General features: G+C 75.5%; 14 protein-coding genes. 2 read left to right on the top strand and 12 right to left on the bottom strand.

From position 1 onward, the window contains the following. Positions 1-14 precede the first annotated feature (14 nt). Positions 15-1,904, bottom strand: coding sequence for a glycoside hydrolase family 127 protein (locus tag CNX65_RS14285; RefSeq protein WP_096493345.1), 1,890 nt, complete (start codon positions 1,902-1,904; stop codon positions 15-17). A 645-nt stretch (positions 1,905-2,549) separates the two neighbouring features. Here CNX65_RS14285 and CNX65_RS14280 point away from each other — a divergent pair. Next, the gene (locus tag CNX65_RS14280; RefSeq protein ID WP_096493343.1) at positions 2,550-3,584 is read left to right on the top strand and encodes a LacI family DNA-binding transcriptional regulator; all 1,035 of its coding nucleotides are present in this window, start codon (positions 2,550-2,552) and stop codon (positions 3,582-3,584) included. Here the strand turns inward: CNX65_RS14280 and CNX65_RS14275 are convergent. Further along, entirely contained in the window at positions 3,565-4,179 is a 615-nt protein-coding gene (locus tag CNX65_RS14275; RefSeq protein ID WP_096497781.1) for a TetR/AcrR family transcriptional regulator, read from the bottom strand. The two genes, CNX65_RS14280 and CNX65_RS14275, sit on opposite strands and share 20 nt — an antisense overlap. Before the next feature lie 444 nt (positions 4,180-4,623). Here CNX65_RS14275 and CNX65_RS14270 point away from each other — a divergent pair, with 444 nt between their 5' ends. After that, positions 4,624-5,541: an NmrA family NAD(P)-binding protein gene (locus CNX65_RS14270; protein WP_096493341.1), complete on the top strand. Its 918-nt coding sequence runs from the start codon at positions 4,624-4,626 to the stop codon at positions 5,539-5,541. On the opposite strand, the gene CNX65_RS14265 is transcribed toward CNX65_RS14270, so the two are convergent. The 10 genes from CNX65_RS14265 to CNX65_RS14220 are packed head-to-tail and all read right to left on the bottom strand — an operon-like array spanning position 5,498 to position 14,473. Further along, positions 5,498-6,340 carry a phosphatase PAP2 family protein gene (locus CNX65_RS14265; protein WP_096493339.1) on the bottom strand — a complete coding sequence of 281 codons (843 nt, stop codon included), beginning with the start codon at positions 6,338-6,340 and terminating at the stop codon, positions 5,498-5,500. The two genes, CNX65_RS14270 and CNX65_RS14265, sit on opposite strands and share 44 nt — an antisense overlap. Then, positions 6,337-6,573, bottom strand: a complete 237-nt coding sequence (locus CNX65_RS14260; protein WP_157767642.1) for an acyl carrier protein — start codon at positions 6,571-6,573, stop codon at positions 6,337-6,339. Before CNX65_RS14260 ends, CNX65_RS14265 begins: the two co-directional genes overlap by 4 nt. Positions 6,574-6,630: 57 nt before the next feature. Beyond that, positions 6,631-7,407 carry an ABC transporter permease gene (locus tag CNX65_RS14255; RefSeq protein WP_218182239.1) on the bottom strand — a complete coding sequence of 259 codons (777 nt, stop codon included), beginning with the start codon at positions 7,405-7,407 and terminating at the stop codon, positions 6,631-6,633. Beyond that, entirely contained in the window at positions 7,397-8,305 is a 909-nt protein-coding gene (locus CNX65_RS14250; protein WP_096493335.1) for an ABC transporter ATP-binding protein, read from the bottom strand. Before CNX65_RS14250 ends, CNX65_RS14255 begins: the two co-directional genes overlap by 11 nt. Further along, positions 8,302-9,834, bottom strand: coding sequence for an alkaline phosphatase family protein (locus CNX65_RS14245; RefSeq protein ID WP_096497779.1), 1,533 nt, complete (start codon positions 9,832-9,834; stop codon positions 8,302-8,304). The genes CNX65_RS14250 and CNX65_RS14245 overlap by 4 nt, the downstream gene beginning before the upstream one ends. After that, complete coding sequence (locus CNX65_RS14240) at positions 9,831-10,502, bottom strand: histidine phosphatase family protein (RefSeq protein WP_157767641.1); 672 nt, start codon at positions 10,500-10,502, stop codon at positions 9,831-9,833. Before CNX65_RS14240 ends, CNX65_RS14245 begins: the two co-directional genes overlap by 4 nt. After that, positions 10,493-11,491 carry a UDP-glucose 4-epimerase GalE gene (gene galE / locus CNX65_RS14235; protein ID WP_096493331.1) on the bottom strand — a complete coding sequence of 333 codons (999 nt, stop codon included), beginning with the start codon at positions 11,489-11,491 and terminating at the stop codon, positions 10,493-10,495. Before galE ends, CNX65_RS14240 begins: the two co-directional genes overlap by 10 nt. Next, positions 11,476-12,168, bottom strand: coding sequence for a PIG-L deacetylase family protein (locus tag CNX65_RS14230; protein ID WP_096493329.1), 693 nt, complete (start codon positions 12,166-12,168; stop codon positions 11,476-11,478). Before CNX65_RS14230 ends, galE begins: the two co-directional genes overlap by 16 nt. After that, entirely contained in the window at positions 12,165-13,520 is a 1,356-nt protein-coding gene (locus CNX65_RS14225) for a glycosyltransferase family 4 protein (RefSeq protein ID WP_096493327.1), read from the bottom strand. The genes CNX65_RS14230 and CNX65_RS14225 overlap by 4 nt, the downstream gene beginning before the upstream one ends. Continuing rightward, a complete protein-coding gene (locus CNX65_RS14220; protein WP_096493325.1) occupies positions 13,517-14,473 on the bottom strand; it encodes a GNAT family N-acetyltransferase in 957 nt (318 codons plus the stop codon). Before CNX65_RS14220 ends, CNX65_RS14225 begins: the two co-directional genes overlap by 4 nt.

The raw sequence follows: 14,473 nt of genomic DNA, 5'->3' as shown, positions 1-14,473 counted from the left end.
CGCGGGGGAGGTCGTCAGCCTTGGGGCAGCCAGACGCGCATGGTGGACGGGCCGCCTCGGGCCCAGCGGTGGTACGGCACGAGGGTGAGCGGGGTGCGCGCGCCGCCCGGTGGTTCGGCGGGGGCGCCGTACGGCCACGGCCGGTCCGGCGGGGTGTCGAGGAGCGCTTGCACCACAACGCCCTCCGGTCCGTCGACCGGCCGGGAGGCGGTGTCCACGCGCAGCGGGTCGAGGTCGAGCGCGGCGGACTCCGCGCAGTAGACGACGGGCCCGCGCTCGACGGCGACGCAGCCCCGGACCGCGTCGACGCGCGGGTCGGCGGCGGTGAACCGGGGTCGCACCGGCAGTTCCAGGCGGATCTCCTCGCCCACCACGAAGTTCCGGTGCACCACGACGTCGCCGACCGGCGCGGGGTGGCGGCCGTAGGTGGTGTGCAGCACCGCGCCCTCGGCCCAGCCGGGCACGCGCAGCGTGAGCGACCACGGGCGGTCGTCGGTCTTGGTGACGCGCACGGTGATCACGCCGTCGTCGGGGTAGCGGGTGCGCACCGCCAGCCCCACCTCGCGCCCGTCGGGCAGGGTGGTGGCGAGGTCGGCGTCGGCGTACTGGTGCAGCCGCACGCCCGTGTCGTCGGTGGTCGCGGTGTAGCAGGCCAGGGACGCGAGCAGGCGGGCGAGGTTGGGCAGGCAGCAGGACACCTCGAACCAGGGGGCGCGCGGGCCGCCGCCGAAGCCGAGCTGCTCGCGGTCGTCCGGCAGTTCGGCGGTGCGGGTGCGCTGGTGCAGGGTGTTGGCGTAGAAGAAGGACCGGCCGTCGTCGCCGATCGCGGTGGCCACCACGTTGTAGAGGACGCGCTCGATCACGTCGTCGTAGCGGCCGTCGCCGGTGGCCAGCAGCAGCCGCCAGGCCAGCATGATCGTGGCGACGCCCGCGCAGGTCTCGGAGTAGGCGCGGTCGGCCGGGAGGACGAAGTCGTCGCCGAACGCCTCGTCGGTGTGCCGCGAGCCCATGCCGCCGGTCAGGTAGGTGCGGCGGGCGAGGGTGCGGTCGAACTGGGCGGCGACCGCGTCGAGCAGCGCGCGGTCGCCGGTCTCCACGGCGACGTCGACCGCGCCGCAGGCCAGGTACAGGGCGCGCACGGCGTGGCCGTGCATGACCGGGTTGTCCCTGACCGGGGTCTCGTCGCTGAAGTAGGACCAGCCGAACTGGTGCGGCGGCAGGGTTCGGCGACCGCGGCGGGCCACGAACTCGGCGGCCTGGTCGAGGTAGCGGGCCTCGCCGGTGACGCGGTGCAGCTCCACCAGCGCCATCTCGATCTCGGGGTGGCCGCACACGCCGGGGTTGGTGGCGAACTCGGCGCACACGTGGTCGGCGACGCCCCTGGCCACGCGCAGCAGCTCGTCGTCCTCCCCCGCCGTGCGGGCGCGCGCCACGGCGGCCTGCAGGAAGTGCCCGGCGCAGTACAGCTCGTGGCCCCAGGCGAGGTCGCTGTAGCGGGGGCGCTGGCCGGGGCCGCCGAACGCGGTGCCGAGGTAGCCGTCCGGGGACTGCGCGGCGGCGATCGCCGAGGTCAGCTCGGTGATCTGCTTCTCCAGCGCGGGGTTCGGCGCGCGGCCCGCCTCCCAGGACATGGCCTCCAGGAGCTTGTGCACCTCGGAGTCGGAGAACTCGCGGCCCCTGCGGTCGGGCGAGCGGGTGGCGGCGGTGAGGTTGCCGGTCCAGCCGAGGCGGTCCATCCAGGCGCGGGCGTGCGGCAGGGTGGCCTCCGCGTTGACCCGCTGGCGCGTTCCCCAGAACCCGCCCGCGAGCCGCACCTCCGCGAGCCCGAGCGGTCGCAGCGCGCCGCGCGAGGGCACCACGGGGCGACCGCCGACCGCGGTGGTGTCCGGCGACGTGAGGGTCATCGGGTTCCTCCCGCTGGGCCCGCGCGGACCGGCGGGTCCGGTCCTGCGCACCTCACGCACTCTCGCAGCCGAAAACCTTTTCGGCAATGCGCCCGCTGCGCGATCGGCGGATTGTCAGGGGGTGCGCGTCGAACGCCCTCCGGTGTTCGAATCGATTGTTCGACAAGGGTTTCCGGGAACGAGGTGGATCGTTCCCCCGGCGGCGCGGGGCGCCCCGGTGATCGACTCGGGCCGCGCGGACCTGCGGCGCGACCGCCGTCCGGTTCGGCGGATCGGCCGCGGGAAAAGGAATTGCGGGCGCTCGCCGTTCCGCTCGGGAGGGCGCCCGGACGGGTGCTCCGATTCGGCGGTACGACGATTCCCGAAGTGGTGGGGACTTCCGGGAACGGCGATTCCGGTGGGAGGGTTGTCGTTCCGATCGGCGCTGGTCGTCCGGCGCGGCGGGGGCGGTTCCCAGGTTTCCCCGATCCGCCACCGCCATGCGACCGCACCGGTTCGGAGTTCGGGAAACCGGGGGGTCGCCGGGCAGTTGCCGATCGGGGGGAACCCCGGGGGCCCGCGCGCTGTCGGACTCCCGGCAAGGGTTTCAGGGGGCGGGTTTCGGCCCGTGCGGGTGCGGGGGCTGGCGATTTCGGAGGCTGGCGAATGGGCAGACGGCGGTCTGGGGCGACGACGCTCAACGACGTGGCGCGGTTGGCGGGCGTGTCGGTGTCGACCGCGTCGAAGGCGATCAACGGGCGCGCCGAGGTCGCGCCCTCCACCCGCGAGCGGGTGCTGCGGGCGGCGGCGGAGCTGTCGTTCCAGCCGAACGCGCTCGCGCGGGGGCTGATCTCGGGGCGCACCAGGACGATCGGGCTGCTGACCGACGAGCTGGGCGGGCGGTTCGCGATCCCCATCCTGCTGGGGGTGGAGAACGCGCTGGCCGACGAGCAGATGTCGGTGCTGCTGTGCGACGCGCGCGGCGACGCGGCGCGGCGGCGGCACTACATCAGCACTCTGCTGGCCCGGCAGGTCGAGGGGTTCATCGTGCTGGGCGACGACAACGACGTGCGGTCGTCGCTGGCCGGGGAGATCCCGGTGCCGGTGGTGTACGTGTACGGCGAGTCCGACTCGCCGGAGGACCTGTCCGTGCTGGCCGACGACGAGGGCGGCGCGCGGCTGGTCGTCGAGCACCTGGTGGCGGTGGGGCGCACGCGCATCGGGCACATCACCGGGCCGCGCACCTACCGCGCGGCGCGCGACCGGGCGCACGGGCTGCGGCAGGCGCTGACCGACCGGGGGCTGCCGCAGTCCGGAGGGGCGACGATGCACGGCGACTGGTCGCAGCGGTGGGGCAGGCAGGCGGCGCGGCTGCTGCTGGAGCGCGCGCCGGACACCGACGCGGTGTTCTGCGGCAACGACCAGATCGCGGTGGGGGTGGCCGACGCGCTGCACGAGCTGGGGCACCGGGTGCCGGGGGACGTGGCGGTGGTGGGGTACGACAACTGGGAGGAGTTCGCCACCGACTGCCGACCGCCGCTGACCACGGTGGACCTCGACCTGGAGCACATGGGCACGGTCGCGGCGCGCCTGCTGTTCCGGGCGCTGGAGGGCACGCGGCCGAGCGGGGTGGTGCGGCACCCGTGCAGGCTCGTGGTGCGCGAGTCGACGACGGGGACGATCACGCTCCCCGAGGGCTGATCCCGGCGACCGCGAGGTCGAGCAGCCGCGCCGCCGAGGCCGCCGGGTCGGGGTGGTGCTCGGTGGCGAGGGCGATGCCGGTGACCAGGTCGAGCAGGTCGGCCGAGGTGGTGCCGGGCGTGAGCGAGTCGGCGGCGCGGGCGACCAGGGTGGCGCCCGCGCCGAGCAGCCGGTCGGACGCGCAGGTCTCGCGCAGCACCTCGAAGTCGGTGGGGCTGTGCCGCAGGAGGGCGGCGGACAGGCCGCGGACGCGGGCGGCGTAGGCGGTCAGCTCACCGAGCCACTCCAGCAGGGCGGCGCGCGGGTCGGCGGCGTCGGCGCGCTCGTGGGCGTGCGCGCACAGCTCGGCGACCTGGTCGTTGAAGACCGCTTCGAGCAGGGCGCGGCGGGTGGGGAAGTGCCTGCGCGCGGTGGCCGACCCGACCCCGGCGACCCGCGCGATCTGCTCCAACGACGCCCCGGCCCCGTTGACGGCGATCTCCCGCTCGGCGACGGCGAGGAGGCGGGCGCGGTTGCGCTGGGCGTCGACGCGGCGGGTGGGGGCGGGCGGGGCAGGCGGGGTGGGCGGGGCGGCTGGGGCACCTGGAGCAGCCAGGGCCGCCGACGTGGCTGGGACAGCCGGGGTGGCAGGAGCGGCCGGAATGGCAGGAGTGGCTGGATCATCGGTGACCGAGGGCGGACTGGCGGCCGGGACCGAATTGGGGCCAGGACTCGGGCTTGGGCTCTGACTCGGGCTCGCGCTCTGCCCCTGCCCCTGACTCGGACTCGGGCTCTGCCCTGGGCTCGGGCTCGGGGCGTGCCCCTGGGGCGCGGCAGGGTTCTGGATCGTGTTCGGGTCGCAGTCGGGGGCGTCTGCGTGCCCGCCGTCCGAGGGGGAGGCCACCGCACCCTCCACGATCGCGCGCCGACCGTCTGCGGGTTGTGCTGGCACGTGCTCTCACCTCGGAGGCTTGGCTAAGTGGCGGGGTCCGCCGTATCTTACCGGACCATAAACGGCGGGGGCCGCCGTTTCGCTTCCAGTCCCCATAGGGAGAGCACCATGAGCACCCGTGCACCCGTCCTGGTCGTCGGCGCCACCGGTAGGCAGGGCGGGGCCACCGCCCGCGCGCTGCTCGCCTCGGGCGTTCCGGTCCGCGCGCTCGTCCGCGATCCCGGCTCCGAGCGGGCGCGCGCCGTCGCCGCCCTGGGGGCCGACCTGGTCCAGGGCGATCTGACCGACCGCGACTCGCTCACCGCCGCCGCGCGCGGCGCCCGCGCCGTGTTCTCCATCCAGATGCCCGAGGTGAAGGGCGACGCGTTCGACCACCCCGGCGAGGTCGTCCAGGCCGAGAACCTGATCTCCGCGGCGCTCGCCGAGGGCGTCGGGCAGTTCGTGCACACCTCCACCTCGGGCGCGGGCCAGCACACCTCGACGCCCGGTTGGGCCGAGGGTCGGTGGGCCGCGCTGGCGCCCTACTACGCCGCGAAGACCGCCATCCAGGACCGGGTGCGCGCGGCGGGGTTCCCCCGGTGGACGCTGGTCAAGCCCGCGTTCTTCATGGAGAACTTCCTGCCGTCGCTGGCCTACCTGCTCCCGCGCGGCGTCGACGGCGGCATCGTGACCGTGCTCCGGCCCGAGACCAGGTTGTCCCTGGTCGCGGTCGTGGACATCGGCGCGGCGGCGGCAGCGGCGTTCGCCGACCCCGACCGGTTCCACGAGGTCGAGCTGGAGCTCGCGGGCGACGTGCGCTCGCTGGCCGAGATCGCCGCGACCATGTCCGACGCGCTCGGCGTCGAGCTGACCGCGCCCGAGTTCACCGAGGAGCAGGCGCTCGCCGCCGGGATGCCGCCGTGGGCGGGCGTCTCCCACCGGTTCGTGGAGCTCGCCGGACAACCGGCCAGGCCGGAGCCGGCCCGCGCGCTCGGCGTCCCGCTCACGTCCTTCGCGCAGTGGGCGCGCGAGAACCTGCGCCCGTGACCACCAGAGCGCGCACCCCCACCCACGCCCAGCCCGCCCCGAACGCCTGACCGACCAGCACGTCGGTCAGGTAGTGCGCGCCCAGGGCGACCCGCGAGAACGACACCGCCTCCGCGAGCACCGGGGCGAGCACGACGGCGAGCGCCGAGGCCGACGCGGCGGGACGTGCGGCAGCGGCACACCCCGCAGCAGCACACCTGACAGCGACGCCCCTGACAGCGGCGCCCCTGACGACCAGGCTCGCGGGAGCAGCCCTCCTCGTGCCCCGGCGCACGGCAGCGGCGACTCCGGCAACGGGACGCGCGGCGGTGCAGCGGACCGCAGTGGGCGGCACCCCGGCGGGGAACACCGCAGCGGGCAGCACCAAGGCGACGAGCAGCAGGCCCGTCGTCGCGCCGACCGCGTGCGCGCTGGGGAAGCTGAACCCCGTCTGCGCGGCGGCCACGCACCCGAAACCGGGGCGTGGTCTGGTGACCACGTCCTTGAGCGCACCGCACGCGAGCGAGGCGAGCCAGGGCACGGCGAGCAGCACGAGCCCGGCAGACGACCGCCCCAGCAGTAGAGCACAGCAGCACGACAAAACCGCCAGTCCCGTGACCGGCGCGGGGTTCCCCAGCGCGCTGATCACCCGGAAGAGCGAGTCCAGCGCCGCGTCACCGGCTCGGGCCAAGCAGATCCGCTCGCTCAGCCCCGCGTCCCACGGCGCCACGAACCCCGCCCCCAGGAGGTGCCCACCACCCCACAGCAGCGGCACCGCCCCGGAAGCGGCCCACCCGGTTCCGGGGCGCGCGCCCCTCACCCCGACTGGAGCACCGCGAGCAGGTCGCGCGGCGTGCTGATGCCGGTCAGCCGGTCGTTCGGCACGCGGACGCCCGTCTCCGACTCCAGCTTGCTGATCACCTCGACCTGCGACAGCGAGTCCATGTGCAGGTCCGCCAGCGGCGTGTCCATGCCCACCCCGTCCGGCGGCCCCTCCCCCATGACCTCCACGACCGCCTCCCGGAACATCTCCGCGAACCGCTCCTCCGTCACCACACCGCACCTCCACCGCACTCACCACCACCCCGGCCCCGAGCGGGCGCCGGGCAGCTAGGCGTCGCGCCAGCGCACGTGCCGCCGCGTCAGCAGCCAGACCAGGACCGCGAACCCCACGAGCACCCCGGCGTCGACCAGCGCCCCGGCCCCGACCGGCCCCAGCAGGCTGTGCCGCAGCAGGGACGACGCGTACGTCGCCGGGTTCAGCCGCCCCACCAGCACCAGCCAGTCCGGCAGCAGCTCGGGCGGGATGGTGACCGGGCCGAGCGCGACCAGCACCAGCGTCACCGCCAGGCTCACCGACGACGCCTCCTCCAGCGCCCGCGACCGGCTGCCGATCCACGCGCCCAGCCCCGCGAACGGCAGCACCGCGAGCACCGCGGCCGGGACCACCAGCGGCGACACCGACAACCGCACGTCCAGCACCAGCACCCCGAGCACCGCCGTCAGCACCAGCGCAGGCAGCGCCAGCAGCCCGAACGCCGCCACCGAGGCCAGCACCAGCGCCTCCCGCCGCACCGGCAGCGACGCGTAGAAGTCGAACGCCCCGGTGTGCCGCAGGAACGCGAAGTTCGCGGCCACCTTGTTCTGCGTCTCGAACAGCAGCGCCATCGTCATGCTCCCGGTGAGCACGTACCCGGTCGCGCCCTCCCCGCTGCCCCTGGCGAACGCGCCCAGCGCGCCCAGGGTGACCACGGGCGCGAGCATCCCGGTGAGCACCATCTGCGGCCACGACCAGCGCCAGTTGGACAGCTGGACGCGGAACAGGTCCCAGGTGCTCCGCAGGAGTCCCGGCGGGCTCGGCTCGGGGAACACCGGCTCAGCGGACATGGTCGAGGTACACGTCTTCCAGGGTCGCGGACTGCAGGCGGAACTCCAGGACGCTCTCCGGCGCGAGGTCCGCGGTGAGGCGGGCGACGTCGGCGGCGGCCACGTGCGCGGTGACGCGGTCGCGGTGGCGGCTCTCCACCACGACGTAGTCCGGCAGCGCCCTGCCGCCCTCCTCGCGGAAGGTCACGTCGAGTCGGAAGCTGCCCGCCACGCGGCTCTTCAGCTCACCGGGCCTGCCGAGCGCGACCATCCGACCACCGCTCATGATCCCGACCCGCTCGATCACCTGCTCGGCCTCCAGCGCGTTGTGCGTGATCAGCACGATCGTCCGGCCGCGCTCCCGGTTGGCCTCGCGCAGCAGCGCCCACACCTGCCGCCTGCGCGCGGGGTCCAGCTCGTTGGTGGGCTCGTCCAGGATGATCACCGGCGGGTCGGTCACCAGCGCCACGGCCAGCTGGAGCAGCCGCCGCTCGCCGCCGGAGAGCTGGCGGGCGACCTTGCCCCGCAGCGGGACGAGCTCCAGCCGCTCCACGAGCTCGTCGCGCTGCCGCCTCGCCTCGCGGGTGGGCGTCCCGCGCAGGTGGGCGGTGTAGTAGAGCGCCTCGGCGACGGTGAGATTGTTGAGGGCGAAGGCGCTCTGCGGCATGTACCCGAGCCGGGTGCTGGTGAACGCGTGGTTGCCCGGCACCGGGCGCCCGAGGAACCGGACGGCGCCGGAGTCGCTGCGCAGCAGGCCGACCATCTGCTTGATCAGGGTGCTCTTGCCCGCGCCGTTGCTGCCGAGCAGGCCGAAGAACTCACCTCGGGCGATGGTGAGCGAGATCCGGTCATTGACGGGGGTTTCCTTGCCCTTGAAGGACTTCGTGACCTCGTGCAGCTCGTACGCGGGCTCGCTCACGCGGGATCGCCTCCCCGGCGGGCGCACCAGATCGCCCGGACCACAGAGGCCGCGTCGACCAGGTGCTCGGGTGCGGTCAGACCGTCGGCGCCGGGACCGGACATGCGGAAGAACCCGCTCATGGCCGGGTCGGTGGGCAGGTGGCCGTGCGAGGCGGAGCGCACCGCCTCGGTCGCGGGCCCGTCCCCGTACTGGAACTCGGTGTGCGCGCCGCAGGTGACGACGAGGTGGCCGACGCGCGGTCCGCCGACCGGGAGCCGCCAGGCGCGCAGGGCGTCCGCGTCGAGCACCCCCACGCCCAGCTCGGCCAGCCCCGAGGTGATCGCGGCCAGCTCGGCGGGTTCGGGCGGGGCGTCGCCGTAGAGGAAAGCGCAGTTGCTGTCGCCCTGGAACACCAGGCGGTCGGCCAGTCCCAGCGCGGCGAGGACCTCGTTGGGGCGCAGGTGGGTCTCGACCCAGTCGATGCCGTGGTCGGAGAAGAAGACGAGGTCGGCGTCGGGCCCGACCGCCTCGGCGATCGACCGCGCCCCGGCGTCGATCTCGTGGTACGCGTCGGTGATCTGCCCGCGCGCGGACGACCTCGTCGCCGGATCGGCCCTGGTGGCGTGCCAGCCGAGGAACTCCTGGGCGTGGTCGGCCTGGTTGAACCGGACCAGCAGGACGTCGGGGTCGTGCCGCTCCAGCACCTCCAGCGCGGCGCGGGCGACCCAGTCGGCGCGCGGGGACTCGTGGAAGTCGTGGCCGGGGTTGGCGGGGTAGGAGACGCCGAGCGACGCGGGGCCGGGACCACCGAGGACGCTGGGGGCGAGCCCGCCGAACGGCAGCACCAGCACGCAGGTGCCCGCGGCCAGCTCGACGCGGTCGCTCCCGGCGCGCACCGGGGTGAGCGCGAAGGACAGGCGCCCCAACGGGTTCGTGGTGTCGAGCCGCCCGGTGGCGCCGACGTCCAGCCGCAGCGCGGGGCCGTGCGCGGCGCTCACCCGGAACCGGTCGCCCTCCGCGCGCACGTCCAGGCGCAGCGGGTGCTGGAAGTACGCGGTGCTCGCGCTCCCTGCGCGGACGCCGTCGGCGGAGGTGGTCAGCGGGACGACGAGCCGCCGCGCGGGCGCGTAGAGGCAGTGCAGCGCCGGTATTCCCGGTTCGGAGCGGCTGAAGGTGTGCGGGAAGTGCACGGCCGCGACGCAGGCCCCGCGCGCGGCGAACCAGTCCAGCAGCGACCCGGTCAGCAGCGAGGTCCGCTCGTACGGGTGCAGCGCCTCGACCGGGTCGGCGCGCCGCCGCAGCACCTCGGCGACCGGTTCGCCGGACCAGAACCGGTTGCCCACCACGCCGTGCCGCTCGGGGTGCGCGCCGGTCAGGAACGAGGCGTGCGCGGGCGCGGTGGACGACGGGAAGACCGACGTGAGCGGTGTGGCCGGGGTCGCCGCGCGGGCGGGGAACCAGCGGCCGGGGTCGAACAGCCCGTGCTGGCGCACCACCGGGGCAACCCCGCCGTCGACGCAGCACACCACAAGCCTGGGCCGGTTCACCGGATCGCCCTCCACTCGTCGGGAATCGGTTGCGGCGCCTCGATCCCCGCCACCAACCGCAGCGCCTCGGCCGGCGGTTCGGCGACCCCGAGGTGCTCGGGCGGACGTTCGGCCGGATCGACGGGGGCCGCCGCGTCCAGGTGCGGGGTGGCGTTGTGCCGGTGCAGCAACCAGGTCCCCGCGGGTGATCCCGGTCGGTGCTCCCAGTGCGTGAGGCCGGTGTGCGCCACCGCCAGCTCGACCCGGCGACCGCCGGTCAGCAGCTCGTGGACCGCGTCGAAGACCCCGCTGTGCGTCACCAGCACGACCCGCCGCTCCGACGCGGGTTCCGCGCACAGCTCGCTCACCAGCGCGGCGACCCGGTCCAGGAACGCCCCCCAGCCCTCCTCCCCCACGCCCTCCGCGCCCGGTCGCCGTTCGCGCGGCGGTGGCGCGGACGTGGCGGCGATCTCGTCCAATCGCCGGTCCACCACGGCGGGAACCCCCAGCGCCCCGGCCACGATCTCCGCCGTCGCGCTCGCGCGGGCCAGCGCCCCGGTGCGCACCTCGGTGACGTGCGTGCGCCGCAGCCAGGCCCCGGCGAGGGCCGCCTGGCGACGCCCGTGCGCGGTCAGCTCCCGCTCCCCGCGACGGGTGTCGGCGCCGTGGCGCAGCAGGGTCAGGTGCACGCCGGTCGGCCCAGGGTCTCGGGGTGGTCGTGGTGCCAGCGCCAGGCCGAGCCGACGATGTCGTCGAGCCCGTGCCGGGGCGCCCAGTCGAACACCCGCCCGGCCAGCCCGCTGTCCGCCCACGACACCGAGGGGTCGCCCTCCCGGCGCGGCCCCACCCGCACCGGCACCTCGCACCCGGCCGCGCGGCCCAGCGCCCGCACGACCTCGCGCACGCTGGTGGGCACGCCCTGGCCGAGGTTGTAGGTGCCGGACACGTCCTCTGCGGACAGTGCGTCGAGCACGTCCACGTGCCCCCGCGCCAGGTCCTCGACGTGCACGTAGTCGCGCAGGGCGGTGCCGTCGCGGGTCGGGTAGTCGTCGCCGAAGACGTTCAGGCACGGCTCCAGCCCGAGCGCCGCGCGCACCGCCAGCGGCACCACCTGCCTGGCCACCGGCGGCAGGTGCTCGCCGAGCGAGCCGTCGAGCGCGGCGCCCGCCGCGTTGAAGTAGCGCAGGTTCGCGTAGCGCACGCCCCTCGCCCGCGCGCACCGCTCGACCAGCCGCTCGGAGATCAGCTTGGACTCGCCGTACGGGCTGACCGGCCGGGCGGGCGCCCGCTCGTCGACCGGGCACACCTGGGGCGTGCCGTACACCGCGCACGACGAGGACAGCACGAAGTGCCGGGCCCCGTGGCGGGTCGCGGCGTCGAGCAGGTTCGCCGTGCCGGTGACGTTGACGTCCAGGTACAGCCCCGGCCGCGCGACGGACTCCTGCGGCGACTTCAGCGCCGCGAAGTGGATGACCGCGTCGGGCTCGAACCCCGCGACCACCCGCGTCACGGCGGGCTCGTCGCGCACGTCCACGACCTCGACCCGCTGGCCGGGAACGGCTTCGCGCCGCCCGGTGCTCAGGTTGTCCAGCACCAGCACCTCGTGGCCGCGCGCGAGCAGCCCGCGCACCGCGAAGGACCCGATGTACCCCGCCCCGCCGCTCACCAGGACGCGCAAGCCCCGTCACCTCCCCGCAGCTCCCGCGCCAGCGCGAAGGCCTCCGCGCCCGCGACCCCGACCTGCGCGCCCCGGTACGCCGCCAGCGCGCGCACCGCGTGCGCCGAGCGCGGGTGCGGCGCGTCGAACACCTCGTAGCTGTACGCCGACAGGGCGCGGCACTTGCGCTCCACGTGCCCGCTGACGTCGTAGAAGACCGTGGGCAGGTAGGGGATCGCGGCCGGGGTCTGCTGCTCGGTGGAGGACAGCACCTCGTAGTGCAGCACCTGCCGCACCGGGCCGCCGCCGAGCACCCGCGTGGCGTAGGTGGTGGAGCGCGCCACGACCCGGTGGTCGACGTGGATGTCGCCGGGGTGGTGGGTGAACACCAGTTCCGGCTCCACCTCGCGGATCGCGCCGGTGACCGCGTCGACCACCGACCGCTGCGGCCCGTCGCCGAGCATCCCGCCCTCCAGCGCGAACCCGCCGAACCGCAGCTCCGCGACGCCCAGCTCCGCGGCGGCGGTCCGGCACGTCTCGCGCGCCCGCGCCAGGTCGACGTCCTTGTGCCGCAACGACACGCCCTCGGCCAGGATCAGCGCGCACACGTGGTGCCCGCGCTCGGCGAGGGCCGCCATGGTCGCGCCCGCGCCCAGCACCTCGTCGTCGGGGTGGGCGGCGATGACGAGCGCCCTCATGCGGTCGCGACCAGTGCTGCGGCGGGTTCGGCGCGGCGCAGCGCGCCCATCCGGTAGAGCTGGTCGACCAGCGCGCGCCGGGGGTGCGACCCGGTTCCGCCCAGCAGCGCCGGATCACCGGCCCGCACCGCCCGCGCGACGTCGGCGTGGGTGGCGGCGTCCAGCTCGGCGAGGTAGGAGGTGCGCGGCACGAACACGAACCCGGTGTCCGCCTCGCGCCGCAACCGCACCTCGTCCCAGGACAGCTCGCCCAGCAACCGGTCCACGTCGCCCCGCTCGGCGAGCAGCAGGTCCAGCCGCCACAGCAGGTGCTCGACGCGCCGGTCGAGCCGGTGCCCCTCCTCGATCGCCGCCCTGGCGCCCCGGCCGAGCAGTTCGCGCAGCCGTTCGGAGGACGCCAGTCGGGTCAGGGCGTCGCGCAGCCCGTCGTCGTCGGGGAAGAGCAGGCCGCTGTACGAGTCGGTGACGAACTCCGGGATGCCCCCGATCGCGGGAGCGACCACCGGCAGCCCGGCGGCCATGGACTCCTTGAGCGCCAGCGGTCCCGTCTCCGGGACGGTGCTGGCGAGCACGGCGGCGTCGGCTGCGGCGAGCACCGGCAGGACGTCGTCGCGGTGGCCGAGGAACCGGACCCGGTCGGCGATCCCGGTGCTCGCGGCGAGCGCTTCCAGCTCGGCCCGCTGCCCGCCCTCGCCCACGAGGAGCAGCACCGGCGCGGGGTCGGCCGCCACGAGGGCGAACGCCTTGAGCAGCCGGTCGATCCCCTTCTCCCAGGAGAGCCTCGCCAGCACGGCGAAGGCGCACTGCCCCGGCGCGATGCCGAGGTCGGCGCGCAGCCGGTCGCGGTCCAGCGCGGCGACGTCGGCGGCGAACCCCGCCCGGACCCCGCTGAGCAGCACCAGCAACCTCGGGTCGCGCGCGGCCACGAGGTCGCCGAACTGGGCCCGCGCCTGCTCCCACGAGGTGGCGACGACCAGCCCGGCGCGGTCCAGCAGCCAGCGCGTGCCCTCCCCCTGCTCCAGCGGGAACGCCGAGTGCCGGAACAGCACCAGCGCGCTGGGCCACCCGTCCTCGCGCAGCAGCCCGCGGACGACGGCCGCGTCGTGCCTGCCGGTCGCGCAGACCACGTCCGGCGCGTCGACGCGCTCGCGCAGCACGGCGGCGGCCTCCTCCGGGTGGTCGCGGAACACCGGCACGGCAACGGGTTCCGGCCAGGCGTCCAGCGCGCGGCCACCGCGCTCGGCGGCCAGCACGACGTCGTGGCCCGCGGCGCGCAACCCGGCCGCCACGTCGAGCGTGTACCGGTGCTTGCCGCCCCAAGCCTGGTCCGAGACGGTGACGAGAACCCTCATCGGTCGCGAATCCCCTTCCCGAAGACGCCGGGGCAGGACCCCGGCACGGTCCAGGCGGCGTCGACGGCGCGCAGCGCCACCAGCCTCCTGCTCACCCCGCCCAGCACGACGTGGTCGAAGCCGTGCGCGCGGGCCTCGGACAGGCAGGACGACAGCAGGGTCGCCGCGATCCCGTTGTCCCGCCCCCGGATCTCCTCGCTCAGCGCGATGGAGGACAGCATCCCGGCGCGCACGGTGTTGTAGGCGATGAACCCGAGCAGGCACCGCCTCGGGTCCTCGGCGAACCCCCTCGGCCTGGCCACGACGACCGCCGAGACGGGGTCGTGCGCGAACGCGCGGGCGAACTCGGCCGCCCAGCCCCGGCCGAAGACGTCCTTGATCCAGTCGACCACCAGCAGCTGCTCGGCCGCCTCGGGCCTGCGCACCAGCACCGGGGCGCCGTCCAGCTCCAGCTCGACCACCGGGCGCGGCAGCGGCCAGCCCCGCAGGTCCACCAGCACGTCGCCCCACTCCTGCCCCGGCACGTCCCGGTCGGCGGGCGGCGAGCCCACGTCGCCTGGCAGCACCCAGCTCGTCGCGCGCAGCGCTTCGCCCGCGTGGCCTGCGACGTCGGCGGGCGCGAACCCGTAGGCGTGGCCCAGCCAGCGCAACCGCCACAGCGCGCCGTGCAGCAGCGACTCGGCCAGGTCCGCGCGGTCGGCGGGCGCCGGGGCGCGCAGTAGCGGGCCGACCGCGCCGGGCGCGGTGAGGTTGACGCCCACGCAGCCCACCGGTCTGCCGTTCCTGGTGGCCAGCAGCAGTTCCGCGGCGGGCGCGGGCCACGGCGGCTCGCCGTCCGCGCCCCACTCGTCCCACAGCAGGCGCAGCACGAGCGGCGAGACGGGGCGCAGGTCCCCGGCGTCGGGCGGCTCCGCCGGGAGGTCGTACAGGCGGAAGAGGGTGAGCGCGGGCAC

This window comes from Actinosynnema pretiosum (assembly GCF_002354875.1).
Lineage (GTDB): Bacteria > Actinomycetota > Actinomycetes > Mycobacteriales > Pseudonocardiaceae > Actinosynnema > Actinosynnema auranticum.
The sequence above is the reverse complement of the archived record's forward strand: the minus strand, read 5'-3'. Positions and strand labels throughout refer to the sequence as shown.